This window comes from Gordonia sp. ALPHA1B1, assembly GCF_005502615.1.
GTDB lineage: Bacteria > Actinomycetota > Actinomycetes > Mycobacteriales > Mycobacteriaceae > Gordonia > Gordonia hongkongensis.
Genome location: NZ_SCOC01000005.1, coordinates 20,503 through 43,357, shown reverse-complemented (window position 1 = coordinate 43,357; position 22,855 = coordinate 20,503). Strand labels below are relative to the sequence as shown.

The window sequence follows — 22,855 nt, the reverse complement described above, 5'->3', positions numbered from 1 at the left end:
CGCTGAACGCAGCGCCCACAGCGGGTCCGCACCGATGTGGTGCGGACCCGCTTGCGTCTCCGCACACCCACCCCTTTTCGGCAAACCCACCGGGGTCGCGGGGTGAGGAAATACCGAAAAAGGGTGGGTTCGGCTCGACGGGTTTAATGTCTGACTCGTGGACAGCCAAGGGATCGTTCTGCCACCGCCGGTCTATGTCGACGTGGAGCGTGTTGCGACATATGTTCTCGAGCCGGCGGGGCACACCGACATCGATGTGGTGATGTGCCACGGGACTCCGTGGTCGGCGTACGTGTGGGCCGGCGTGGCGCAACAGATCGGCCTCGGTCGCCGAGTCTTCCTGTGGGACATGCCTGGATACGGGCAGTCGATGGTCACGGACGCACCGGTGGATCTGGCGACCCAGATGTCGAGATTCGCTGTGCTGCAGTCTCAGTGGGGTCTGACGCGGCCGCACGTGATCGCACACGACATCGGGGGCGCGGTGGCACTGGGCGCGCATCTGCTCCACGGTCGCGAGTACGCGTCGTTGTTCCTCTGGGACATCGTGACTCTCGATCCGTGGGGGTCGCCCTTCTTCCGACTGGTCGCCGACAACACCGAGGTCTTCGAGCAACTTCCCGACCCCTTGCACGCGGCGTTGGTGCGCGAGTACATCGCCGGTGCCGCGCGGCACCGGCTGACGGACAATGACCTCGACGAGCTGACTCGTCCGTGGCTCGGCGGGGACGGCAAGGCCGGGTTCTATCGTCAGATCGCGGCATTGCGGCCGGAGCATACCAGACCCGTCGCGGAACGCCTGTCTCAGGTTCGATGCCCGACGCGGATCGGCTGGGGCGCCGACGATCCGTGGATTCCCGTCGAGCAGGCCACGCAGCTACGAGACCTCCTGCCCGACCGCCGCGACCCCGTGATCCTCGACGGTGTCGGACATCTCGCACCCCTGGAGGCGACGGCAGCGGTCACCCGGGAGATCGAGGACTGGCTCGGGGTCACCCGGTGACCGAAGCCGGCTGACCACCCGGGTCGTGCTCGGCCCGAGCAGTCGTCCCGGCGCCTCACTGCGCACGTCACCCCGCACACGACGACGCCCCGGAGGGAAACCATCCGGGGCGTCGGTGGGGGTGGGACCCAGAGTCGTCAGGCGACCCGGAATCCCTTGTAAGCGTCGAGCGAAGCGATCCGCTTCAGGATCGGCTGGATGTTGGTGCCGGTCTCGGGGCCGAGGCAACCGAGGAAGTAGTAGGCGTTCACCATGCCCACCAGCCGGTCGCCGACGACCACGGGGCTACCGGAGTCACCTTCGATGACGCACATCTGGCTGACGTGCACGTCGCCGTCGGAGAACCAGGCGATGCCGCAGGTGTTGCCGGTGGTCCGGCCTTCTTTGCAGGCGATGGTCGGGAAGGCGAGCGGCGCCTGGTCGACCGAGCGGATCGTCACGCCGCGGACCGTGCGCAGCGGCACGACTCGCGAGGCGTCGAGTTCGATGATCGCCATGTCGAGATCCGGCGCGGTGTAGGTGATGGTGCCTGCCTGGCCGCGGTCCTGGAACGTCTCGGAGTAGACCTTCTGGCCGGGAGTGCCGCAGTGTCCCGCGGTGACGCCGATGAGCTTGTTGGTCTTCGAGCGGCCGATGGTGGTCAGGGTGCAGGCCGCGGCGGAGTTGCCGCCCTTGAGCACCAGGATTCCGGACCCGCCTCCCATGAAGATCTTCGCCGGTGCGGCGACCGCGACGCCCCCTCCCCAGCCGGCCAGCACCGTCGCAGCCAAAACCGCCAACAGTACTGTCAGCTTCTTCGTCATCCGCACTCCACTTCTCGGGTCAACCAGTTCTCGATCACGGGCATCGCCGCCCGTCGGGAACTTCGCGATGGGCGGCAAGCACACCGTACCGGGCACCCCACGCGCGCACGGCGGCGTGGGATCGAGCCGCGGTCGGTTTGCAACACTTCTGTGATGCGCCGCGCGAGTTTGCCGTAATGCGCGTCACACTCTACTCGTGCCGGGGGACAGGGCTCTCGTTCCGGGGTAGACCGCATGCTCGACGGCACCTACCACACCTTTAAGCTGTCGTACGGAGTCGTCACCGACACTCCATACCGACGTTCGTGAAACCGCACTCCCCGAACCTGGAGAAATGACTGTGAGCTCTGCTGGCCGCCCGGTTGTACTCATCGCCGACAAGCTGGCGCCGTCCACCGTGGAAGCACTCGGTGACGGTGTCGAGGTGCGATGGGTCGACGGCCCGGATCGTCCCAAGCTGCTCGAGGCGGTCGTCGACGCCGACGCCATTCTGGTCCGCTCCGCGACGACCGTGGACGCCGAGGTCCTCGACGCGGGCAAGAAGCTGAAGATCATCGCCCGGGCGGGTGTCGGTCTGGACAACGTCGACGTGCCTGCCGCGACCGAGCGCGGCGTCATGGTCGTCAACGCCCCGACCTCGAACATCCACACCGCGGCCGAACACGCCGTCGCGCTGCTGATGGCCGCGTCGCGCCAGATCCCGGCCGCGGACGCCACCTTGCGCGAGAAGACCTGGAAGCGTTCGTCGTTCAACGGCGTCGAGATCTTCGACAAGACGGTCGGTGTCGTCGGACTCGGCCGCATCGGCCAGCTGGTGGCCGCGCGGCTGGCCGCTTTCGAAACCCACATCATCGCCTACGACCCCTACGTGTCGCCGGCTCGTGCGGCCCAGCTCGGGATCGAGCTCGTCAGCCTCGACGAACTCCTCGAGCGCGCCGACTTCATCACCGTCCACCTGCCGAAGACCCCGGAGACCCTGGGCCTCATCGGCGCCGAGCAGCTCGCCCGGACCAAGAAGGGCGTCGTCATCGTCAACGCCGCCCGCGGTGGTCTCATCGACGAGCAGGCACTGGCCGACGCGATCAACTCCGGTCAGGTCCGCGCGGCCGGCCTGGACGTCTTCGCCACCGAGCCCTGCACCGACTCGCCGCTCTTCGAGCTGCCGCAGGTCGTCGTGACGCCCCACCTCGGCGCATCGACCAGCGAGGCGCAGGATCGCGCGGGCACCGACGTCGCCAAGAGCGTCCGGCTGGCGCTGGCCGGTCACTTCGTCCCCGACGCCGTCAACATCACCGGGGGCGCCGTCGACGAAGAGGTCGCACCGTGGCTCGAGGTCGCTCGCAAGGCGGGCGTGCTCGTCGGCGCCATCAGCAAGGAGCCGCCGACCTCCATCGTCGTCGACGTACGGGGTGAACTCGCCGCGAACAACGTCGACGTGCTCGGCCTGTCCGCGCTGCGCGGCCTGTTCTCCGCAGTGCTCGACGAGCCGGTCACCTTCGTCAACGCCCCCGCGGTCGCCGAGGGACGCGGCGTGACCAGCGAGGTCACCACCGCGCCGGAGAGTCCCAACCACCGCAGCGTGGTCGACGTGAAGGCCGTGTTCGCCGACGGCTCGACCCACAATGTCTCGGGCACCCTGTCGGGTCCGCGCCTGGTGGAGAAGATCGTCAACATCAACGGCCGCAACTTCGACCTGCGTGCCGAAGGGCACAACCTCATCGTCAGCTACGCCGACCAGCCGGGTTCCCTCGGCAAGATCGGAACGCTGCTCGGGAACGCCGGCATCGACATCCTGGCGGCCGGTTTGTCGCAGGACGCCGAGGGCGGCGGCGCGACCATGATGCTGCGCGTGAGCAGCGTCCTCGACGACGAGGTCGTCGCCGCGATCGGTGACGCGGTCAGCGCAACCCTCATCGAACAGGTCGACCTCGCATGAAACTCGCAGTCATCGCCGGCGACGGCATCGGTCCCGAGGTCATCGGCGAGGCGCTGGGCGTCCTCGACTCGGTCGTACCGTCGGTGAGCACTACCGAGTTCGACCTCGGCGCGCGCCGCTACCACCGCAACGGCGAGCTGCTCACCGAGGACGACCTCGAGTCGCTTCGTCGTCACGACGCGATCCTGTTGGGCGCCATCGGCGATCCGTCCGTACCGTCGGGCGTGCTGGAGCGCGGTCTGCTCCTGACGATGCGATTCGCACTCGACCACCACGTCAACCTGCGGCCGTCGCGCCGCTTCCCCGGTGTCTCCTCGCCCCTCGCGGGCGACCCCGACATCGACTTCGTGGTCGTTCGGGAGGGGACCGAGGGGCCCTACACCGGCAACGGTGGCGCGATTCGTGTCGGAACCCCGAACGAGGTCGCCACCGAGGTCAGCGTCAACACCCGGTTCGGTGTGGAACGCGTCGTGCGCAACGCATTTCAGCGTGCCCAGCAGCGTCGCAAGAAGCTGACGCTGGTCCACAAGACCAACGTGTTGACCTTCGCCGGGTCGATGTGGAGTCGCGCGGTCGAGGAGGTGGGTGCCGAGTTCCCCGACGTCACCACCGACTACTGCCACGTGGACGCGGCGACCATCTACCTGGTCACCGACCCCGGCCGCTTCGACGTGATCGTCACCGACAACCTGTTCGGCGACATCATCACCGACATCGCCGCCGCGGTGAGCGGTGGTATCGGGCTGGCCGCGTCGGGCAACATCGACGCCACCGGCGCCAACCCGTCGATGTTCGAGCCGGTGCACGGCTCGGCACCCGACATCGCCGGGCAGGGCAAGGCCGATCCGACGGCCGCGATCCTGTCGGTCGCGCTCCTGCTCCAGCATCTCGGCGACGACGACGCCGCCGCCCGGATCGAGAAGGCCGTCGCCGACGACCTCGCCGAGCGCAGCGGTACGTTCAGCACCTCCGAGATCGGTGCGCGTATCCGCGAACGGCTGTAGTTCGCAGGCATATTCACCAGCAAGGGACGAACCCGCCACCAATTCGGTGGCGGGTTCGTCCGTTGGTGGTGGGTTCAGGCGTCGACCAGCTCATCGGGTTCTCGCATCCGGTCGCGCGGGACCAGGGGCGTCGCGACAAGCGGTGCCAGGGCGGTCGCGGCAAAGGCGATCGGGAAACCGACGGTCGCGATGAGTGCTCCGAGAAGCGGTGTGGTCGCCGCGGTCACCAGATACTGTCCGGTGTTCTGTACGGCGAGTCCGCGGCCGCTCCATTCCGGTCCGACGTACTCGGCGATGGCGGTGAACGCCAAGCCGTTGTCGGCCACCGAGATGACGCTCGCCACCGCCATGAGCGCGGGCGCGAGTGGGCTGTCGAACCAGTCGGCGATCGCGAGCGCGGACATGGCGGCGACACCGGCCACCGCGATCACGCGGACCGGTCGCATCCGCGACATCCAGGCGTCCGACCACCGTCCGGCGACGATCCGGCCCAGTGCACCGATGATCTGGGTCACGGTGATCAGGGTTCCGGCGCCGGCCGGTGACCACCCGTGCGCGACGATCAGCCAGGTCGGTACGAAGGTCCACAGCATGGACTGGGGGATGACCAGCAGCATGCTGGCGATGTGGATGCGTGCGAGGAAAGAGTTGTCGCGGTAGGGATTCGTGCGCGGGGGAGGGTTGCCGACCGTCGACGCGGGAGCCGGCCGACGCGGCGGATCGGTGATGCCGACGACCACCGCGACGAGTCCTGCAGCAGTCACCACGGCTGGGATCGCCAGTGCCGCAGCGGGTCCCGAACTCGCTGCGACAACCGGCATGGTGAGAGCGCAGACGCCGATCCCCAGCGGTTGTGCCATCTGCCGGATGCCCATCGCAGTCCCACGCTGGTGTGCGGGAAACCAGCCGACGACGATGCGACCGCTGGCCCCGTTCGCCGCCCCCGAGCCGAGACCGCCCACGAAGAGCGCGGCACCCACGACGGCATAGGACGCATCGGCTGACGCGGCGACGGTCGCCCCGGTCGCGCCGGCGAGCGAGATCGACAGCGACAGCAGGAGGATCCGTCGTTCGCCGTAGCGGTCCAACAGGATTCCCCACGGGATCGTCGCCGCCATCAGTCCGACCGTCGGGATCGCGGCAAGCGCCGAGGCCTGGGTGAGGGTGAGTCCGGCGTCGGTGTGCAGCGTGGGGATCAGGTAGGCGACACCGCTGACCACACAAGTCGTGGTGAGCGCGGCGAGCAGCGAGCACCCGAGGATGATCCACCTTCGGGCAGTGGTGATGTCGTCGACATCGGCCATGGTCTACTCACCTCGCTGCCTGTCCGGACCCGGTGAACCGGGGTTGGATATCTCAATATATGAAACAGTGTGACCACATTGTAAAACCGGCACCGACGTCCGCCAACTCGTCTCCCAACGTGTGGGATCGGCGGTGCGATAGGGTCTGGACATGCGCTTAGGTCGAATTGCGAGTCCTGACGGCGTGGCCTTCGTGTCCGTCGAGGGCGACGGAGACGACGCCGTCGTCAAGGAGATCGCCGAACATCCCTTCGGTACGCCGACGTTCACTGGCCGGTCGTGGAAGCTGGCGGATGTCCGGGTGTTGGCGCCGATCCTCGCCAGCAAGGTGATCTGCATCGGCAAGAACTACGCCGCACACGCGGCGGAGATGGGCGGCGAGGCGCCCGCCGACCCGGTGATCTTCCTCAAGCCCAACACTTCGATCATCGGCCCCGAGGTGCCCATCGTGCGTCCGCCGTCGTCGCAACGGGTCGATTACGAGGGGGAGCTCGCGGCCGTCATCGGACGCCCGTGCAAGGACGTGAAGGCCGCGCAGGCCAAGGGCGTGATCCTCGGATACACGGTCGCCAACGACGTAACCGCCCGCGACCACCAGCAGGCCGACGGTCAGTGGACCCGCGGCAAGGGGTACGACACCTTCTGTCCGCTCGGCCCGTGGATCGACACCTCGCTCGATCCGTCGGACGTCGAACTCGTGACGGAACTCGACGGCGAGGTCAAGCAGCGGACCCGGACATCGCTGATGCTCCACGACGTCGGTGAGATCGTCGAGTGGATCTCGCGCGTGATGACCCTGCTGCCCGGCGACGTGATCCTCACGGGCACCCCGGAAGGGGTCGGGCCCATGGTCGCCGGTCAACGTATCTCGGTGACCGTCGACGGTATCGGTACGCTCTCCAACCCGGTGGTGGACAAGTGACAGCTCCCAGCACGGCCCGTGTCAACGGGATCGACATCTCCTACAGCCTCGCCGGGTCGGGCCCGCTCGTGGTCATGGTCATGGGAACCGGAAGTCCCGGCCGCGTCTGGAAGGCGCATCAGGAACCCGCGCTGGTGAAAGCCGGCTTCACCGTCGTGACGTTCGACAACCGCGGTGTCGCACCGTCGTCGGAGTGCGCCGAGGGTTTCACGCTCGACGACATGGTCGCCGACACCGCGGCTCTGATCGAACACCTCGGCCGCGGTCCGGCGATCGTGATCGGCACCTCGTTGGGTGCCCGGATCACCCAGGAGCTGGCGCTGGCCCGCCCCGACGTGGTCAAGGCGGCGGTGATGGTTGCGACGTACGGCCGCAACACCCCACTGCAGGAAGCGATCTCGGCCGGTGAGCGGGCCCTCTACGACAACAAGATCAAGCTGCCACCGGAGTACGAGGCCGCCATCACCGCGCATCTCAACCTGTCGCCGCACACGCTCGACGACGACCGCACCGCGCGAGACTGGCTCGACATCATCGGGTTCTCCCCGCAGACGATCACCCCGGGCGTCCGCGCACAGCTCGAACTCCACAACAAGGAGTCCAACCGTCTCGCGGCGTACCGCGGCATCACCCGGCCCGCGCTGGTCGTCGGATTCGCCGACGACCGGACCCTGCCGGCGAAGCTGGCGCGCGAAGTCGCCGAGGCCATTCCAGGCGCGGAGTACGTCGAGATCGAGCGGGCCGGTCATTTCGGTTATCTCGAACAGCCGGCCGAGGTGAACCGGGTCCTGGTGGAGTTCTGCGAGCGCCACCGGGCCTGACGGCGGGCGTGCGGGGGCGGCGGTCGGCTTCGATACGCTGAGCCTCATGACCAGTAGTGAGGCCGTTCGCGTCCGATTCTGTCCATCCCCGACCGGCACTCCCCACGTGGGACTCGTGCGGACCGCGCTCTTCAATTTCGCGCAGGCCCGGCACGACGGTGGCACCTTCGTCTTCCGCATCGAGGACACCGACTCGTCGCGAGACAGCGAAGAATCCTACGAGGCCATCCTAGACGCCTTGCGCTGGCTCGGTCTCGACTGGGACGAGGGGCCGGAGGTGGGCGGACCCTACGGTCCCTACCGGCAGTCCGAGCGGCGGGAACTCCATGCCGACGTCGTCGCCCGCCTTCTCGAGGCCGGCGAGGCCTACGAGGCGTTCTCGACCCCGGAAGAGGTGGAGGCCCGGCACCGCGCCGCCGGACGCGACCCCAAGCTCGGGTACGACAACTTCGATCGTGACCTGACGCCCGAGCAACGTGCGGACTACCTCGCCGAAGGACGTAAACCCGTTGTCCGCCTGCGGATGCCGGACACCGACCTCACCTGGGACGATCTCGTGCGCGGCACGACGACGATCAAGGCGGGTACCGTTCCCGACTTCGCGCTGACCCGTGCGACCGGCGATCCGCTCTACACGCTGGTCAACCCGGTCGACGACGCGATGATGAAGATCACCCATGTGCTGCGCGGCGAGGATCTCCTGTCGTCGACTCCGCGGCAGCTCGCGCTGTACGACGCGCTGATCCGTATCGGCGTCGCCGACGCCGTGCCGGCCTTCGGGCACCTGCCCTTCGTGATGGGTGAGGGCAACAAGAAGCTCTCCAAGCGCGACCCCCAGTCGAACCTCTTCCACCATCGCGACCGCGGTTTCATCCCCGAGGGTCTGCTCAACTACCTCGCGCTGCTCGGCTGGGGTTACAAGAGCGATGTCGACGTCTTCAGCCTGGCCGAGATGATCGCGGCTTTCGATGTGCGACAGGTCAACTCGAACCCCGCACGGTTCGATCAGAAGAAGGCCGACGCCATCAACGCCGAGCACATCCGGATGCTCGAGGTCGCCGACTTCACGGCGCGGCTGCGCTCGTATCTCGTCGCGCAGGGCAAGCTCCCCGAGAGCGCCGACGACGAGACCTTCGCGGCTCTGGCCGAATTGGTGCAGACGCGTATCCAGGTCCTCGGCGACGCGTGGGACCTCATCTCCTTCGCCTACGTCTCCGACGACGAGTTCACGATCGACGAGAAGGCGGCGAGCAAGAACCTGGGCGCCGACGCGGTGCCGGTCCTGGACGCCACCATCGCCGCGGTCGAGTCGCTGGACTCCTTCACCACCGCCGCACTGCAGGACGCACTGAATGCTGCGCTGGTGGACGATCTGGGGCTCAAACCGCGCAAGGCGTTCGGTCCGGTACGCGTGGCGGTGACCGGCTCCCAGGTCAGTCCGCCGCTCTTCGAATCGATGGAGATCCTGGGTCGCGACAAGACGCTCGCGCGGCTGGCCTCGGCACGGGAGATCGCAGCCGAATAGTGCCGCTGAGCTGCACGTTTGTGGACTTACGGTGACCCTTTGATACTCTCTTTCTCGGCAGTTTTCCGCAAGGAGAATCAAGCCAATGGGGTATGGTGTAATTGGCAACACAGCGGTTTCTGGTACCGCCATTCTAGGTTCGAGTCCTGGTACCCCAGCGGACAGAAAGAGATCGAGACCGTGCTAAGGTCTTGATCGCCGGAAGTTCCCATGGCCCCGTCGTCTAGCGGCCTAGGACGCCGCCCTCTCAAGGCGGTAGCGCGGGTTCGAATCCCGTCGGGGCTACGAGAAACACCCTTCCTCTGCGATGCAGGGGGAGGGTGTTTTTCATTGCGCGACAGACCATCTCGTCCGTGTTGCGATGATCACACCGAAACACGGACGAGGGTCAGAAGGTGTCGCGCCGGGACTGCGGTCAGAGGAATTCGGCGGTGGTGCCCGAGGCCGGCATCTCGGGGATGCCGAGCTTGCGGTGGTCCCAGGAACGGGTGCGGGACGGACGGATCCGGACGGCGACGCGCTTGTTCATCATCTGCTCGACGAATGGTCGCGATTCTTCGGTGTAGGGCGCTGTGTAGCGTTCCCAGACGCTGATGCCGACCTTCAGGCACGAGTCCGGGTCGTCGAGGATCTCGGCAGTGCCCTCGAAGGTGACGCCGCGCAGTGTGTCGTAGGTGTCACCGTCCTCGATCATCACCGAGCACCGGTTGTTGCGACGGATGTTGACCGCCTTCTGCGACTTGGATTTGGTCTCGAACCAGATCTCGCCGTCGATGATCCCGTACCACATCGCCACGAGGTGGATGCTCCCGTCCGCTCCGGTGGTGGCGAGGGTCGCGGTCCGACTGCGCGCCACGAACTCCGCGATCTCGGCCTCGGACATGACGATCTGATTGCGTTGGTTGACTCCCATTCCCCGACGCTAGCCCACCGGCGGGTTCATCGGAACCGCTCCGGGTGCAACGGCTCTGGGTCAGGGACGTGCGGCCTGGAGGCGTTTGTGGATGGCGTCGGCGGCGGCGAGCAGATCGGCGGCCCAGCGTGCACCGGGTCGCCGGCCCATTCGGTCGATCGGCCCGGACACCGAGATCGCGGCGACCACGTCACCGTTGCCGTCGCGCACGGGAGCCGACACGCTCGCGACTCCGGCGGCGCGTTCACCGGCGCTCTGGGCCCACCCGCGCCGGCGGATCTCGTGCAGTGCGCGCTCGCTGAAGACGCTGTCCGGCACGAGCGCGCGCTGGGTGGCGGGGTCGGCCCAGGCGAGGAGGACCTTCGCCGCGGACCCTGCGCTCATGGGGAACCGGGTGCCCACCGGCACGGTGTCACGCAGGCCGGTCGGTGGTTCCATCGCGGCGACGCAGACGCGTTCGGCCCCTTCGCGGCGATAGACCTGAACCGATTCGCCGGTGATGTCGCGGAGCCGGGGGAGGACCATGAGAGCGGACTCGGTGACGGGATCGTGTGCCGAGGAGGCGAGTTCGCCGAGGACGGGGCCGGGCTGCCAGCGGCCGGTGACATCCCTGGTCAGAAAGCGGTGCGTCTCGAGTCCGACGGCGAGTCGATGTGCCGTCGCCCGGGGCAGACCGGTGCGCTCGCAGAGCTCGGAGAGATTGCACGGCGCCTCGGCGATCGCGTGCAGCACCGCCACGGACTTGTCGAGCACTCCGATTCCGCTGCTGACCGCGGATGCGGTATCCTTTCCCATAGGACGATACTAGCTGTCCAAATAGTGAGATGCACGTTCGAAACACAGCCAGAACGTCAACACCGCGTGCAGAGTCCGAAGAACCCGAGCAGATAACGAGTGAAGCCATGAGCAACAGCCCAGCCCAGCCGCTGACTCTCGCCGAGAAGGTGTGGCGCGACCATGTCGTCGTCCCCGGTGACGTCGATGCGTCCGGCAACACCAATCCCGACTTGATCTACATCGACCTCCACCTCGTCCACGAGGTCACCAGTCCCCAGGCCTTCGAGGGCCTGCGCCTCGCCGGTCGTCCGGTCCGCCGACCGGATCTGACCATCGCGACCGAGGACCACAACGTCCCGACGGTGGACATCGACAAGCCCATCGCCGATCCCGTGTCGCGGACCCAGGTCGACACGCTGCGCAGCAACTGCGAGGAATTCGGCGTCCGCCTTCACCCCATGGGTGACGCCGAGCAGGGCATCGTCCACGTGGTCGGGCCGCAGCTGGGCCTGACCCAACCCGGCATGACCGTCGTGTGCGGTGACAGCCACACCTCCACACACGGTGCCTTCGGAGCGATCGCGATGGGTATCGGTACCAGTGAGGTCGAGCACGTCCTGGCGACGCAGACCCTCTCGCTGCGCCCGTTCAAGACGATGGCGATCAACGTCGACGGCGAGCTCCCGCCCGGCGTGACGAGCAAGGACCTGATCCTCGCGATCATCGCGAAGATCGGCACCGGCGGCGGGCAGGGTTACGTGCTGGAGTACCGCGGGGAGGCGATCCGCAAGCTCTCCATGGAAGCGCGGATGACGGTGTGCAACATGTCGATCGAGGCAGGCGCCCGGGCGGGGATGATCGCACCCGACGAGGTCACCTACGAGTTCCTCAAGGGCCGCCCGCATGCCCCCTCGGGTGCCGATTGGGATGCTGCCGTTGACTATTGGGACAGTCTGCGCACCGATCCCGGCGCCACCTTCGACGCCGAGGTGCACATCGACGCCGCCTCGCTGACCCCGTTCGTCACGTGGGGGACCAATCCGGGACAGGGTGCCCCGCTCGGCGCGGCGGTACCCGACCCGGCGGAGTACGGCGACGAGGTCAAGGCGAGTGCCGCGGCCAAGGCGCTCGAGTACATGGGCCTCGAGCCCGGAACGCCGCTGCGCGACATCAAGGTCGACACGGTCTTCGTCGGCTCCTGCACGAACGGCCGGATCGAGGACCTGCGCGAGGTCGCCGGCATCCTCAAGGGGCGCAAGGTCGCGGACGGGATGCGGATGCTCATCGTGCCCGGTTCGATGCGGGTGCGTGCACAGGCCGAGGACGAGGGACTCGGAGAGATCTTCCTCGCGGCCGGCGCCGAGTGGCGGCAGGCCGGGTGCTCGATGTGCCTGGGCATGAACCCGGACCAGCTCGCCCCGGGGGAGCGGTGTGCGTCGACCTCCAACCGCAATTTCGAAGGGCGCCAGGGCAAGGGTGGCCGAACGCACCTCGTGTCTCCGGGAGTGGCAGCGGCCACCGCGCTGCGCGGCACCTTGTCCGCGCCCGCCGATCTGGACTCGCAGCCGGCGCCCGCCGATCTCGGTTGAGTCACGGTCCGACCCACATTCCTGCCACATCATTCGAACAGGGGCTTTCTCATGGAACCGTTCACCGAACACACCGGAATCGGTGTCCCGCTGCGTCGCAGCAACGTCGACACCGACCAGATCATCCCGGCCGTCTATCTGAAGCGGGTGACGCGCACCGGCTTTGAGGACGGTCTGTTCGCCGGTTGGCGGACCGATCCCGATTTCATCCTCAACAACGAGCCCTGGAGCCGCGGGTCGGTCCTGGTTGCCGGTCCCGACTTCGGCACCGGGTCGTCGCGTGAGCACGCGGTCTGGGCGCTGTCCGATTTCGGCTTCCGCGTGGTGATCTCGTCGCGTTTCGCCGACATCTTCCGCGGCAACTCGGGCAAGGCGGGTCTGGTGGCCGCGCAGGTCGAGCAGTCCGACGTCGAACTGCTGTGGAAGCGCCTCGAGGAGACTCCGGGCCTCGAAGTGACGGTGAGTCTTGTCGATAAGACGGTCACCGCCGGAGACCTCGTGGTGCCGTTGGCAATTGATGACTACACGCGGTGGCGCCTGATGGAGGGTCTCGATGACATCGGACTCACGTTGCGCCAGGTAGAGGCGATTTCCGAGTACGAGTCGGCGCGTCCGGCATTCAAGCCGCGCACCCTCGCGGACTGATTTCGCACCGCCGCGGCGGGGTCATCTCGCCGCGGCGGCACCATCGTGAGCTGCCATGCCATTTCGCAACACGGCGTCCTAATTGGCGTGGAAGATGGACGTTTTCACATCCGACGTTTACCGTGTGTTGGTAGCTGGCCGAAACTCGGTCAGATCAGCTTGCGGAGGTACTCATGAACAAGGCGGAGCTCATTGATGAGCTGACCAAGAAGCTCGACGCGGATCGCAAGACTGCGACTGAAGCCGTCGAGCTCGTCGTCGACACGATCGTGCGCGCGGTCAACAAGGGCGAGAGCGTGACGATCACCGGCTTCGGCGTATTCGAGAAGCGGAAGCGCGCACCGCGCGTCGCCCGTAACCCGCGCACCGGCGAGACCGTCAAGGTCCGCGCGACCTCGGTGCCGGCGTTCCGTCCGGGCGCTCAGTTCAAAGCCGTTGTGGCGGGCAAGCAGAAGCTGTCCGCGACCGGTCCGGCTGTGAAGCGCGGAAGCGGAGCCACCACCACGGCAGCCAAGAAGGCTGCGCCGGCGAAGAAGACCGCCGCCAAGAAGACGACCGCCGCCGCCAAGAAGACCACGGCGGCCAAGAAGGCTCCGGCGAAGACCACGGCGGCCAAGAAGACCACCGCGGCGAAGAAGGCTCCGGCGAAGACCACGGCGGCCAAGAAGACCACCGCGGCGAAGAAGGCTCCGGCCAAGAAGGCGGCGCCGGCCAAGAAGGCCACCGCGGCGAAGAAGGCTCCGGCCAAGAAGGCTGCCGCGAAGAAGACCGCGGCGAAGAAGACCACCCGTCGCTGACCTGCGGGACAACCGCGGTCGACGACCACAATTCAGCCCCCGGCGTACTTCCCCCGCCGGGGGCTGAATCGTGTTCGGGGTCAACCTGAGGGGGCGCGGGACTCAGGCTGTCGGGAGCGGCCCGGCGATGTGATCGGCCGCCACCAGCCGGCCGTCGAACAGGGACAGAACCCACACACTGCCCTTGCGGTTGGAGGCCTTGGGAAGCGGGATCGAGTCGCGCTCGGACCACCAGTCCATGAGGGGCGGGATCACCTTGCCCTGACTGCAGACCGCCAGGGTCGACGTCGTGTCGGCGGCGAGTTCGAGGATCCGGCGTTGCGCCGCTGCCGGATTGGTCCGATACGTCTCCTCCGACAGATCCGGCTCGCTGTGCAACTCGACCCCCAGCCGGTCGCGTAGCGGTTCCAGGGTCTGCTCACAGCGGACGCGATCGGCCGAGTGCACCCGGCTCGCCCCGAACGCGATCAGCAATGGGGCGAGGGCGGCGGCTTGCGCCCGGCCGAGTTTGTCGAGGGGCCGCAACCGGTCGTCGCCCTTGTAGGTCGAGCGCCGACCGGCCTTGGCGTGCCGTACCAACAGGAACGTGTGCAGGTCCGCGGGTAGCCGCACGAACTCCTCGAGGATCGTGCGATCGAGCGGATAGCTCAACATCTCCCGGGCCTCGTCGACGGAGAGCCACCGCAGCTCGTCGACCTCGTGCCCGGCGACGAACTCTCCGTCGGACGCTCGCGCCGACCAGTAGCGCACATGCTTGCGGGTACTGCCGAGGTCGTAGTGGACGTCGTCCAGGTGCCGGCCGAGGACGACGTGTTGGCCCGTCTCCTCGGCGATCTCGCGCACCGCCGTGTCGATGAGAGTCTCGCCCGGCTCGGCCTTTCCCTTGGGCAGCGTCCAGTCGTCGTACTTGGGGCGGTGGACGACCGCGATCTCGACATCGTCGATCTCGGCGGCATCGTTCCCGGTCGGACCGGGGACAACCGGTCGCCAGACCACACCGCCGGCGGCCCATACCTCATTCGTCTTCTTCGCCATGTCGATGGTGATCGTAGAGGTCGAAGGTTACGCGTCGGTGCCGGTCACGAACTGGTCTCCGGCCGACGACGATTGCGCCGCATCATCTGTCGCTGATGGTCGCGCACCTCTTCGCCCTCGGCGGGTGAGGCCACCCAGCTCCCGTCGGACTGCAGGACCCAGCAGCGGGTCCGCGGATCGAGGGCGGAGGCGAAGATGTCACCGAGTTCACCGGCCAGACGCTCGTCACGGACGTTCACCATGACCTCCACGCGCCGATCGAGATTGCGGTGCATCATGTCCGCGCTGCCGAACCAGTACTCGTTCTGCGCACCGAAATACAGGATTCGGGAGTGCTCGAGGAACTGCCCCAGGATCGACCGCACGTGGATGTTGTCGCTGTAACCCTCGACCCCGGGCCGCAGCGCGCTGATGCCACGGACGACGACGTCGACGGGTACCCCGCTCTGCGAGGCCCGGTACAGCGCATCGATCACCTGCTCGTCGACCAGTGCATTCGCCTTGAGCTGGATTCTCGCGCGCGTGTCGCCGTCGCGGAACAGCTCGATCTCGCGATGGATCCGTTTGATGATGCCCGCCCGGATGCCGTGCGGCGCAACGAGGATGTTGCGGTACTCCTGCTTGCGGGAGTAGCCGGTCAAGGTGTTGAACAGGTCGGTCAGGTCGGCGCCGATGTCGGGGGCGGCGGTCAGCAGGCCCACGTCCTCGTAGAGCCGCGCGGTCTTCGGGTTGTAGTTGCCGGTCCCGATGTGGCAGTACCGCTTGATCGTCGAGCCCTCGCGACGCACCACCAGGCAGGTCTTGCAGTGGGTCTTCAAACCGACGAGGCCGTAGACGACGTGGACGCCGGCCTGTTCCAGTTTGCGGGCCCACTTGATGTTCGCCTGCTCGTCGAAGCGGGCCTTGATCTCCACCAGCGCGACGACCTGCTTCCCGGCCTCGGCGGCGTCGATGAGCGCGTTGACGATCGGGGAGTCGCCGGAGGTGCGGTACAGCGTCTGCTTGATGGCCAGGACCTGCGGGTCGGCCGCGGCCTGCTCGATGAACCGCTGCACGCTCGTCGAGAACGAGTCGTACGGATGGTGGACGAGTACGTCACCGTCGCGAAGAGTAGAGAACACGCTCTTGGGTGTCTCTCGCTCGCCGAACGCGGGGTGGGTGGCGGGGACGAACGGACGGTCCTTGAGATGCGGGCGGTCGAGCGCGTAGATCTCGAAAAGTGATGACAGATCGAGGAGTCCGGGCACCTGGATGACGTCGGCGGGGTCCACCTCGAGCTCGCGCAGCAACAACTCGAGCATGTGCTCGCTCATGTCGTCGGCGACCTCGAGCCGCACCGGCGAGCCGAACCGACGGCGCGCGAGTTCTCGCTCGAGCGCCTGGAGGAGGTCCTCGTCGCGGTCCTCTTCGACCTCGAAGTCGGCGTTGCGGGTGATCCGGAAGACGTGGTGCTCAACGATTTCCATACCCGGGAACAACGTCCCGAGGTTGGCCGCGATCAGACTCTCCAACGGTAGGAACACCGCGCTCCTGGCGGCCTTGTCGTCGTCGGGCGCCCGAGCGGGCGACAGCCGGTCGACGCGGATGAAGCGGTTCACGTTGTCCGGTACCTTGACCCGCGCGAAGTGCTCGCCGCTCTCGTTGACGTCGCGGACCGTGACCGCGAGGTTCAGCGACAACCCGCTGATGTACGGGAACGGATGAGCGGGGTCGACCGCCAGGGGCGTCAGGACCGGAAATACCTCGTCCTGGAAATAATCGGTCATCCGCGCCTGCTGCTCGGCGGTGAGCTGCGACCAGGACACCACGTAGATGTCGTTGTCGGCCAACGCCGGTCGGACCGAATCGAGGAAGACGCGCGCGTGCCGGTCGGCGACGGTCTGCGCGCGTCCGGCGATGCGCATGAGTTGTTCTCGCGGCGACAGGCCGTCGGCGGACCGGACCGACAGGCCGGTCTCGTCGCGCCGCTTGAGTCCGGCCACCCGCACCATGAAGAACTCGTCGAGGTTCGAGGCGAAGATGGCGAGGAACTTCGCACGATCGAGGAGCGGCAGGGAGGTGTCCTCGGCGAGTGCGAGCACCCGGGAGTTGAAGTCCAGCCAGCTCAATTCCCGGTTGAGGTAACGGTCCTCGGGCAGGTCGGCGGATTCGTCGGGCACCAGGGTGGCGGCCGGCGGGGCATGCGGGATCGGTGTCGTGGTGACCGTGGCGGTCTGCGATACGTCATCGTCGGCGGGGCTCACCCCCCAATGATGACCCATCGCCGTCCCCGGCGTACACGCCCGCCGGTCGGACGCTTGTCGATTGCGGGTCGGGGTCAGAGATGACGCAGCGCAGCGACGGTGTGCGGTCCGAGGCCGAGCTCGCGGGCGACGCCCAGGTCCGCCGCGGTGTCGACGTCGGTGCGCAGGTCGGCCCACTCCCGGCCGGCCGGGTCGAGTTCGACGGCGCCGGCGGCCCGGTGGGCGGCCGCCGAACCGGGACCGAAACGGGGAGCGGGGACGCCGGTACCGGTGCCGTGCAGCAGCACCGTCCCGGAGCCGTCCCGGTCGGTGACGAAGCTCGAGCGGTGTTCACCGGCGGCGCGCAACACGGCGGCGACGGACGTGCTCGTCGCCGCCGGCAGATCGGCCTGCACGTACATCAGGCCCGTCGACTCGGGCCACGCCTCGCGCGCCCAGCGCGCACCCTCGACGAACGCGGAGTTGAGACCGGCGTCCGCGGGTGCCCGGTGCGGCGACTCGCTCAGGCCGCGCATGCCCGAGCGCCGCGCCGCGGCGAGCACCTCGTCGTCGGGGCTGACGACGACGAGCCGAGAGATCCCGGCGCCGCGCAAGGCGTCGACGGTGTCGAGGAACATCGCCAGGACGAGGGAACCCCGGGCGACGGGGTCGTCACCCTCGAATGCGGTGGACAGCGTCGCCGCCAGTCGAGACTTCGCGCGGTGCAGATTCTTGACCGCCAGCACGGCCGCGACCGACGTCGCGACGGGCTCGTTGCCCCCCGCGTCGACGACCGTCGAGTCGGCGCCCGCGCCGACGGTGCTGTGTTCCATGCCGACCATCATGATGCACCGACCCCTGGTCGGTGACATTCCGGGTCGGCCATACCCGGCAGGCACTAGGGTGAGCAGGGTCGGCCGTCCGGCCGGCGCCGGCGGTGGGAATACGGAATTGGGCTTGCCCGGTGGGAGGTTGCGGTGCGCGCAGCGGTGATGGGTGCGGGTTCCTGGGGAACCTCGGTGGCGAAGGTGCTGGTCGATGCCGGTACCGACACCGTGATCTGGGCGCGGCGACCCGAACTCGCCGAGGCGATCAACACCGAGCACGTCAACGCCGACTATCTACCCGGCATCGCGCTGCCCGCCGCGCTCACCGCGACGAGTTCGGCGGTCGATGCCCTGCTCGGCGCCGACGTCGTCGTCTGCGGTGTCCCGTCGCAGTCGTTGCGCCCCAACCTGACGCAGTGGACGCCCTACATCGGGTCGGATGCGTCGTTGGTGTCGCTCGCCAAGGGCATCGAATCCAACACCCTGCTGCGGATGAGTGAGGTCATCGCCGAGGTGACCGGTGTCGCCGACGACCGGATCGCGGTGCTGACCGGGCCGAACCTGGCACGCGAGATCGCGGAGGGTCAACCGGCGGCGACCGTGATCGCCTGTGCCGACGAGGCGCGGGCGGTGACGCTGCAGAGCGCGTTCAGTACGCGATACTTCCGGCCGTACACCAACACCGACGTCGTCGGATGTGAGATCGGCGGCTCTGCGAAGAACGTCATCGCGCTGGCCTGCGGGATGGCCAGCGGCATCGGGTTCGGTCAGAACACCCTGGCGACGATCATCACTCGTGGGCTCGCCGAGACGATCCGGTTGGGCGTCGCGGTGGGCGCGCAGATCGAGACGCTGGCGGGTCTCGCCGGGATCGGGGATCTCGTCGCGACGTGTTCGTCGCCGTTGTCGCGCAACCGCACGTTCGGCGCGCGGCTGGGGGAGGGTGCCACCATGGCGCAGGCTCAGGAGGCCACCAACGGGCAGGTCGCCGAGGGCGTCAAGTCGTGCTCGTCGGTGCGTGCGCTGGCCGAGCGACACCAGGTGCCGATGCCGCTCACCGACGCGGTCCACCAGGTCTGTCACGACGGCATGTCGGTGGCCGACGCGGTCAATTCGCTGTTGGGCCGCAGCACCAAGCCGGAGATCTACCGGGACTGAGCGCCCGCCGCCGATCAGCCGAAGTCGAGCGGTCCCCGTTCGAGGGTGCGGTCGATCAGTCCCGAGATGTCGGTGATGGGTCCGTTGCCGGCGTTCGTCGGAATCCACATCGCGACATAGGGCCGGTGGTCGACGCACACATAGGCCTGGCCCGAGCCGTCGACCGTGTCCGTGATGAACCACTGGACCCCGGCCTGGCCGGCGGCGTGGATCTCCTGGAGATTGCTGGTGGGAGACAGCTCGGCAGGTCGGGTCACCCCGCACCGAAGTGTCATGTCGTCGCCCGGGCCGGTCGACGGCCACGTCGCGCGGTCGCCGGAGACCTCTTTGGTGCCGAAACCCTCGAAGGTGTCCGGTGCTTCGGTGAGCAAGCGGGTGCACTCCGCGGCGACCGGGCCGACGGAGTCGTAGGACTCGATCGGGGTCACCGGATCGGGGCGCATCGCGGCGAACACGATGAAGCCGGCGAGCACCATCACCGGAATGGCTACCAGGGTCGCGACGAGTGCGGGGCTGAGACGTCCGCCGCCGCCATACCGCGCGGAGTCCTCGGCGGATTCGCCGTCGACGGGATCCTGCTGGGTGTCATCCGAACCTGCTGACGTCACCCCACAACAGTAGGAGTCGGTCTGCCGAACCCGCGCACGGGGACCCGTCACGATCACCGTCGTGGGCGGCCGGCCGACGCCCCTCAGCGCGTCGTGGGGACCACCGGGCAGGTCAGGGTGCGGGTGATCCCGTCCACCTTCTGGATCTGCGGAACCACGTTCTCGGTCAGGTGGGTGGCATCGGAGGCGTCGACCCGGACGATCACGTCGTACGGCCCACTGACCTCTTCCGACGAGGCGACCCCGGCGATCTCGGCGATGGTCGCGGCTGCGAGGGCGGCCCTGCCGACCTCGGTCTGGATCAGTATGTATGCCTGAACCACGGACATCCTCTCCGTCTGTGTCGTTCCCGGGCCACATCGTATGGGGCACATCGTCGACACGGGCTGTCGTACCGGCGGCTCGGCGCATGCGCGGTCGTCGGGCAGTGCACGACTGCCGCGGGCGGCCGGACTGTTGCGGATCGCTCTCGCCCGGCGGCCCCATACACTGTGGCACACATTGTCACCGACAACCCCGTGCGCGCGCGACCGGAAGAGGAAAGGCCCCGACGAGTGACCTTCGACGAGACAGGTCGGCAGGACCGCGCGATCGACCGGACCGACACGGTCGGGGCGATCGGTGAGCGTGCCGTGATCGCCGCGTTGACCGCGTCCGCGACCTCCGGTGAGCCCGCCGACGACATCGTGATCGGATCCGGTGACGACGCAGCCGTTCTCGACATCGGGGGATCGGCGGTGATCAGCACCGACACCGTCGTCGAGGGGCGCCACTTCCGATTCGACTGGTCGACGCCGGAGCAGGTCGGCGCCCGCGCGGTGGTGCAGAGTGCCGCCGACGTCGCCGCGATGGGCGGCCGCACAACGGGTCTCGTCGTGTCCATCGCGTGTCCGTCGGACACGCCGGTCGGCGTCGTCCTCGACCTCAACGACGGCGTGGTCCGCGCGGCACACGGACAGGGGGCCCGGGTGCTGGGCGGCGACCTCGTCGCGGCCGGTCAGGTGGTGGTGAGTGTCACCGCGGTCGGCGCGCTCGAGGGTCGGCCCCCCGTCTCGCTGGGCGGTGCCCGGCCTGGTGACGTCCTCGCGGTGAGCGGTCCGCTGGGGGCCAGCGCCGCGGGACTCGCGGTGCTGTCCGATCCGCGTCTCATGGTCAGCGATTGGTCGGAACTGGTTGCACTGCACCGAGTTCCGAACCCCGACCTCACCCAGGGGCCGGTCGCCGCGGCGGCAGGTGCGCACGCCATGACCGACATCTCCGACGGTCTGGTCGAGGAACTGCTCACGATGTCGAGGGCTGCCCAGGTCGCCATGACCGTGCATGGCGACGCCGTACCGCGGCGCCCGGATCTGGCTGCCGCGGCAAGCGAACTCGGGGCGGACGTCGACCGCTGGGTACTGGCCGGCGGCGAGGACCATCACCTGCTCGCGGCGTTCGGCGGGCCCGCGGTGGTGCCGCCAGGGTGGACCGTCATCGGCTCGGTGGGGGAGAAGTCCTCGTCGGCGCCCGAGGTCTGGGTCGACGACCGCCGGGTCGGTGGGCCCGACGGTCTCGAACTGCACGGGTGGCAGTCCTTCGCCGACCCGACTGGTGACTGAGGTCCCCGGGGCGCACCATTAGAGTCGCCTCATGGCGATCTACGCACTCGACGACCGAGAACCGGTCCTGGGACAGGACACCTACGTGCACCCGGACGCGGTGGTGATCGGCGCGGTCACCCTGGGCGACGGTGTCTCGGTGTGGCCGGGCGCGGTACTCCGCGGCGACTACGGGACCATCACCGTCGGCGCCCGCAGCAACATCCAGGACGGCACCGTCATCCACTGCACGGTTCTCGACCCGACCGTGATCGGCGAACGGTGCGTTGTCGGACACAACGCGCACATAGAGGGCGCGACGATCGGAAACGACTGCCTCATCGCCTCGGGATCGGTGGTCCTGAACGGGTCCACGGTCGGCGACGGCGCGATCGTCGGAGCCGGCGCGGTGGTCCCGTTCAAGTTCGACGTTCCCTCGCGACGGATGGCGCTCGGTGTACCGGCCCGGCTCCGCGACGGCTACGAGGTACCGGAGGGGCACACCGAACTCAACTGCGAGATGTACTTCCAGAACGCGCAGCACTATCGCACCGCCCTGAAACGACTGGACTGACGACCGCCCACGACGGAGGCAATCGAGTGACCGCACCACCCAAACCCCTTGCCGAACTGATCGACCCGGGCTGGGCGCAGGCGCTCGCCCCGGTCGAGCCGCTCATCACCGAGATGGGCCGGTTCCTGCGCACCGAGATCGCCGAGGGGCGGCGCTATCTGCCTGCGGGACAACATGTCCTGCGGGCCTTCACGCGCCCCCTCGACGACGTGCGCGTGCTGATCGTCGGGCAGGATCCGTACCCGACGCCGGGACACGCCGTCGGACTGAGCTTCTCGGTGGCGCCCGACGTGCGCCCGATCCCGCGTTCCCTGACGAACATCTACACCGAGTACTGCGCCGATCTCGGCTACCCCATGCCGACCACCGGGGATCTCACGCCCTGGGCGGACAACGGTGTGCTTCTGTTGAACCGCGTGCTCACGGTGGCCCCCGGCGAGCCGGCCTCTCACCGGGGGAAGGGCTGGGAAGAGGTGACCGAGTGCGCGATCAAGGCGCTTGCCGCCCGCGACGAGCCGCTCGTCGCGATCCTGTGGGGCCGGGACGCCGCGGGACTGGAGAAGTGGCTGCCCGACGTCCCGACCATCGTGTCGGCGCATCCGTCACCGTTGTCGGCCTCGCGCGGGTTCTTCGGGTCCCGACCCTTCAGCCGGGCCAACGAGGAACTGATGGACCTCGGGGCCGAACCGGTGGAGTGGCGTCTGCCGTGACCCTTCGAGGCTCGTCGACCTCGACGCGCTCCTCGCACCTCAGTACCTGCGGCCTGGCGGCCGTCGTGGACTACGAAAGAACACTGTTTGAGCGTCCACATCTCT

General features: G+C 68.0%; 22 protein-coding genes and 2 tRNA genes. 15 read left to right on the top strand and 9 right to left on the bottom strand.

The features are described from left to right. The first annotated feature begins 157 nt into the window (after window positions 1-157). Entirely contained in the window at window positions 158-1,003 is an 846-nt protein-coding gene (locus FFS52_RS04650) for an alpha/beta hydrolase (RefSeq protein ID WP_247449677.1), read from the top strand. Between the two features lie 137 nt (window positions 1,004-1,140). Here FFS52_RS04650 and FFS52_RS04645 read toward each other — a convergent pair whose 3' ends face one another. Next, window positions 1,141-1,806 carry a trypsin-like peptidase domain-containing protein gene (locus FFS52_RS04645; RefSeq protein ID WP_058252132.1) on the bottom strand — a complete coding sequence of 222 codons (666 nt, stop codon included), beginning with the start codon at window positions 1,804-1,806 and terminating at the stop codon, window positions 1,141-1,143. A 340-nt stretch (window positions 1,807-2,146) separates the two neighbouring features. On the opposite strand from FFS52_RS04645, the gene serA reads away from it, so the two are divergent. After that, entirely contained in the window at window positions 2,147-3,742 is a 1,596-nt protein-coding gene (gene serA / locus FFS52_RS04640; protein ID WP_058252194.1) for a phosphoglycerate dehydrogenase, read from the top strand. Further along, window positions 3,739-4,746 (top strand): 3-isopropylmalate dehydrogenase, encoded by a 1,008-nt coding sequence (locus tag FFS52_RS04635; RefSeq protein ID WP_065632707.1) that lies wholly within the window; start codon window positions 3,739-3,741, stop codon window positions 4,744-4,746. Before serA ends, FFS52_RS04635 begins: the two co-directional genes overlap by 4 nt. Before the next feature lie 74 nt (window positions 4,747-4,820). On the opposite strand, the gene FFS52_RS04630 is transcribed toward FFS52_RS04635, so the two are convergent. Then, a complete protein-coding gene (locus FFS52_RS04630) occupies window positions 4,821-6,050 on the bottom strand; it encodes an MFS transporter (protein ID WP_137808995.1) in 1,230 nt (409 codons plus the stop codon). A 151-nt stretch (window positions 6,051-6,201) separates the two neighbouring features. On the opposite strand from FFS52_RS04630, the gene FFS52_RS04625 reads away from it, so the two are divergent. From FFS52_RS04625 to FFS52_RS04605, 5 genes are all read left to right on the top strand, one after another. Beyond that, a complete protein-coding gene (locus tag FFS52_RS04625) occupies window positions 6,202-6,972 on the top strand; it encodes a fumarylacetoacetate hydrolase family protein (protein WP_065632709.1) in 771 nt (256 codons plus the stop codon). Further along, window positions 6,969-7,793, top strand: a complete 825-nt coding sequence (locus FFS52_RS04620; RefSeq protein WP_065632710.1) for an alpha/beta hydrolase — start codon at window positions 6,969-6,971, stop codon at window positions 7,791-7,793. The genes FFS52_RS04625 and FFS52_RS04620 overlap by 4 nt, the downstream gene beginning before the upstream one ends. A 46-nt stretch (window positions 7,794-7,839) precedes the next feature. Further along, window positions 7,840-9,318 carry a glutamate--tRNA ligase gene (gltX, locus tag FFS52_RS04615; RefSeq protein ID WP_137808994.1) on the top strand — a complete coding sequence of 493 codons (1,479 nt, stop codon included), beginning with the start codon at window positions 7,840-7,842 and terminating at the stop codon, window positions 9,316-9,318. Between the two features lie 86 nt (window positions 9,319-9,404). Next, a tRNA-Gln gene (locus tag FFS52_RS04610) sits at window positions 9,405-9,476 on the top strand. 54 nt (window positions 9,477-9,530) lie between these two features. After that, a tRNA-Glu gene (locus FFS52_RS04605) sits at window positions 9,531-9,603 on the top strand. Window positions 9,604-9,733: 130 nt separating this feature from the next. On the opposite strand, the gene FFS52_RS04600 is transcribed toward FFS52_RS04605, so the two are convergent. Then, window positions 9,734-10,231 carry a PPOX class F420-dependent oxidoreductase gene (locus FFS52_RS04600; RefSeq protein WP_058252126.1) on the bottom strand — a complete coding sequence of 166 codons (498 nt, stop codon included), beginning with the start codon at window positions 10,229-10,231 and terminating at the stop codon, window positions 9,734-9,736. A gap of 60 nt (window positions 10,232-10,291) precedes the next feature. Then, on the bottom strand, window positions 10,292-11,026 hold the full coding sequence (locus FFS52_RS04595; protein ID WP_058252125.1) for an IclR family transcriptional regulator: 735 nt from the start codon (window positions 11,024-11,026) through the stop codon (window positions 10,292-10,294). Window positions 11,027-11,133: 107 nt separating this feature from the next. Here FFS52_RS04595 and leuC point away from each other — a divergent pair, with 107 nt between their 5' ends. From leuC to FFS52_RS04580, 3 genes are all read left to right on the top strand, one after another. After that, the gene (gene leuC / locus FFS52_RS04590; RefSeq protein WP_065632713.1) at window positions 11,134-12,597 is read left to right on the top strand and encodes a 3-isopropylmalate dehydratase large subunit; all 1,464 of its coding nucleotides are present in this window, start codon (window positions 11,134-11,136) and stop codon (window positions 12,595-12,597) included. A gap of 51 nt (window positions 12,598-12,648) precedes the next feature. Continuing rightward, on the top strand, window positions 12,649-13,242 hold the full coding sequence (leuD, locus tag FFS52_RS04585) for a 3-isopropylmalate dehydratase small subunit (RefSeq protein WP_065632714.1): 594 nt from the start codon (window positions 12,649-12,651) through the stop codon (window positions 13,240-13,242). 173 nt (window positions 13,243-13,415) lie between these two features. Next, window positions 13,416-14,039: an HU family DNA-binding protein gene (locus FFS52_RS04580; protein ID WP_137808993.1), complete on the top strand. Its 624-nt coding sequence runs from the start codon at window positions 13,416-13,418 to the stop codon at window positions 14,037-14,039. A gap of 102 nt (window positions 14,040-14,141) precedes the next feature. Here the strand turns inward: FFS52_RS04580 and FFS52_RS04575 are convergent, their stop codons facing one another. The 3 genes from FFS52_RS04575 to cofC form a co-directional block, all read right to left on the bottom strand. Beyond that, the gene (locus FFS52_RS04575) at window positions 14,142-15,074 is read right to left on the bottom strand and encodes an NUDIX hydrolase (protein WP_065632716.1); all 933 of its coding nucleotides are present in this window, start codon (window positions 15,072-15,074) and stop codon (window positions 14,142-14,144) included. A 44-nt stretch (window positions 15,075-15,118) separates the two neighbouring features. Then, window positions 15,119-17,317, bottom strand: a complete 2,199-nt coding sequence (locus FFS52_RS04570) for an RNA degradosome polyphosphate kinase (protein ID WP_137808992.1) — start codon at window positions 17,315-17,317, stop codon at window positions 15,119-15,121. 74 nt (window positions 17,318-17,391) lie between these two features. Further along, window positions 17,392-18,129, bottom strand: a complete 738-nt coding sequence (gene cofC / locus FFS52_RS04565; RefSeq protein ID WP_065632753.1) for a 2-phospho-L-lactate guanylyltransferase — start codon at window positions 18,127-18,129, stop codon at window positions 17,392-17,394. Window positions 18,130-18,273: 144 nt separating this feature from the next. Here cofC and FFS52_RS04560 point away from each other — a divergent pair, with 144 nt between their 5' ends. Beyond that, entirely contained in the window at window positions 18,274-19,281 is a 1,008-nt protein-coding gene (locus FFS52_RS04560) for an NAD(P)H-dependent glycerol-3-phosphate dehydrogenase (protein ID WP_058252120.1), read from the top strand. A gap of 14 nt (window positions 19,282-19,295) precedes the next feature. On the opposite strand, the gene FFS52_RS04555 is transcribed toward FFS52_RS04560, so the two are convergent. Both FFS52_RS04555 and FFS52_RS04550 read right to left on the bottom strand, forming a co-directional pair. Beyond that, window positions 19,296-19,889 (bottom strand): DUF3515 domain-containing protein, encoded by a 594-nt coding sequence (locus FFS52_RS04555; RefSeq protein WP_068970242.1) that lies wholly within the window; start codon window positions 19,887-19,889, stop codon window positions 19,296-19,298. A gap of 83 nt (window positions 19,890-19,972) precedes the next feature. Beyond that, window positions 19,973-20,218: an Lrp/AsnC ligand binding domain-containing protein gene (locus tag FFS52_RS04550; protein ID WP_058252118.1), complete on the bottom strand. Its 246-nt coding sequence runs from the start codon at window positions 20,216-20,218 to the stop codon at window positions 19,973-19,975. 225 nt (window positions 20,219-20,443) lie between these two features. On the opposite strand from FFS52_RS04550, the gene FFS52_RS04545 reads away from it, so the two are divergent. Genes FFS52_RS04545 through FFS52_RS04535 form a run of 3 tightly spaced genes read left to right on the top strand, consistent with a single transcriptional unit; the run spans window position 20,444 to window position 22,750 of the window. Continuing rightward, a complete protein-coding gene (locus tag FFS52_RS04545) occupies window positions 20,444-21,487 on the top strand; it encodes a thiamine-phosphate kinase (protein ID WP_068970239.1) in 1,044 nt (347 codons plus the stop codon). A gap of 31 nt (window positions 21,488-21,518) precedes the next feature. Then, complete coding sequence (locus FFS52_RS04540) at window positions 21,519-22,040, top strand: gamma carbonic anhydrase family protein (RefSeq protein WP_058252116.1); 522 nt, start codon at window positions 21,519-21,521, stop codon at window positions 22,038-22,040. A gap of 26 nt (window positions 22,041-22,066) precedes the next feature. Next, entirely contained in the window at window positions 22,067-22,750 is a 684-nt protein-coding gene (locus FFS52_RS04535) for a uracil-DNA glycosylase (RefSeq protein ID WP_065632720.1), read from the top strand. The last annotated feature ends 105 nt before the right edge of the window (window positions 22,751-22,855 follow it).

Excerpts from the sequence above, each read along its gene's own strand:
- FFS52_RS04645 (WP_058252132.1), bottom strand. The coding sequence starts at position 1,806 with ATGACGAAGAAGCTGACAGTACTGTTGGCGGTTTTGGCTGCGACGGTG.
- FFS52_RS04635 (WP_065632707.1), top strand. The coding sequence starts at position 3,739 with ATGAAACTCGCAGTCATCGCCGGCGACGGCATCGGTCCCGAGGTCATC.
- FFS52_RS04630 (WP_137808995.1), bottom strand. The coding sequence starts at position 6,050 with ATGGCCGATGTCGACGACATCACCACTGCCCGAAGGTGGATCATCCTC.
- FFS52_RS04625 (WP_065632709.1), top strand. The coding sequence starts at position 6,202 with ATGCGCTTAGGTCGAATTGCGAGTCCTGACGGCGTGGCCTTCGTGTCC.
- gltX (WP_137808994.1), top strand. The coding sequence starts at position 7,840 with ATGACCAGTAGTGAGGCCGTTCGCGTCCGATTCTGTCCATCCCCGACC.
- FFS52_RS04600 (WP_058252126.1), bottom strand. The coding sequence starts at position 10,231 with ATGGGAGTCAACCAACGCAATCAGATCGTCATGTCCGAGGCCGAGATC.
- FFS52_RS04595 (WP_058252125.1), bottom strand. The coding sequence starts at position 11,026 with ATGGGAAAGGATACCGCATCCGCGGTCAGCAGCGGAATCGGAGTGCTC.
- leuC (WP_065632713.1), top strand. The coding sequence starts at position 11,134 with ATGAGCAACAGCCCAGCCCAGCCGCTGACTCTCGCCGAGAAGGTGTGG.
- leuD (WP_065632714.1), top strand. The coding sequence starts at position 12,649 with ATGGAACCGTTCACCGAACACACCGGAATCGGTGTCCCGCTGCGTCGC.
- FFS52_RS04580 (WP_137808993.1), top strand. The coding sequence starts at position 13,416 with ATGAACAAGGCGGAGCTCATTGATGAGCTGACCAAGAAGCTCGACGCG.
- FFS52_RS04575 (WP_065632716.1), bottom strand. The coding sequence starts at position 15,074 with ATGGCGAAGAAGACGAATGAGGTATGGGCCGCCGGCGGTGTGGTCTGG.
- cofC (WP_065632753.1), bottom strand. The coding sequence starts at position 18,129 with ATGGAACACAGCACCGTCGGCGCGGGCGCCGACTCGACGGTCGTCGAC.
- FFS52_RS04550 (WP_058252118.1), bottom strand. The coding sequence starts at position 20,218 with ATGTCCGTGGTTCAGGCATACATACTGATCCAGACCGAGGTCGGCAGG.
- FFS52_RS04540 (WP_058252116.1), top strand. The coding sequence starts at position 21,519 with ATGGCGATCTACGCACTCGACGACCGAGAACCGGTCCTGGGACAGGAC.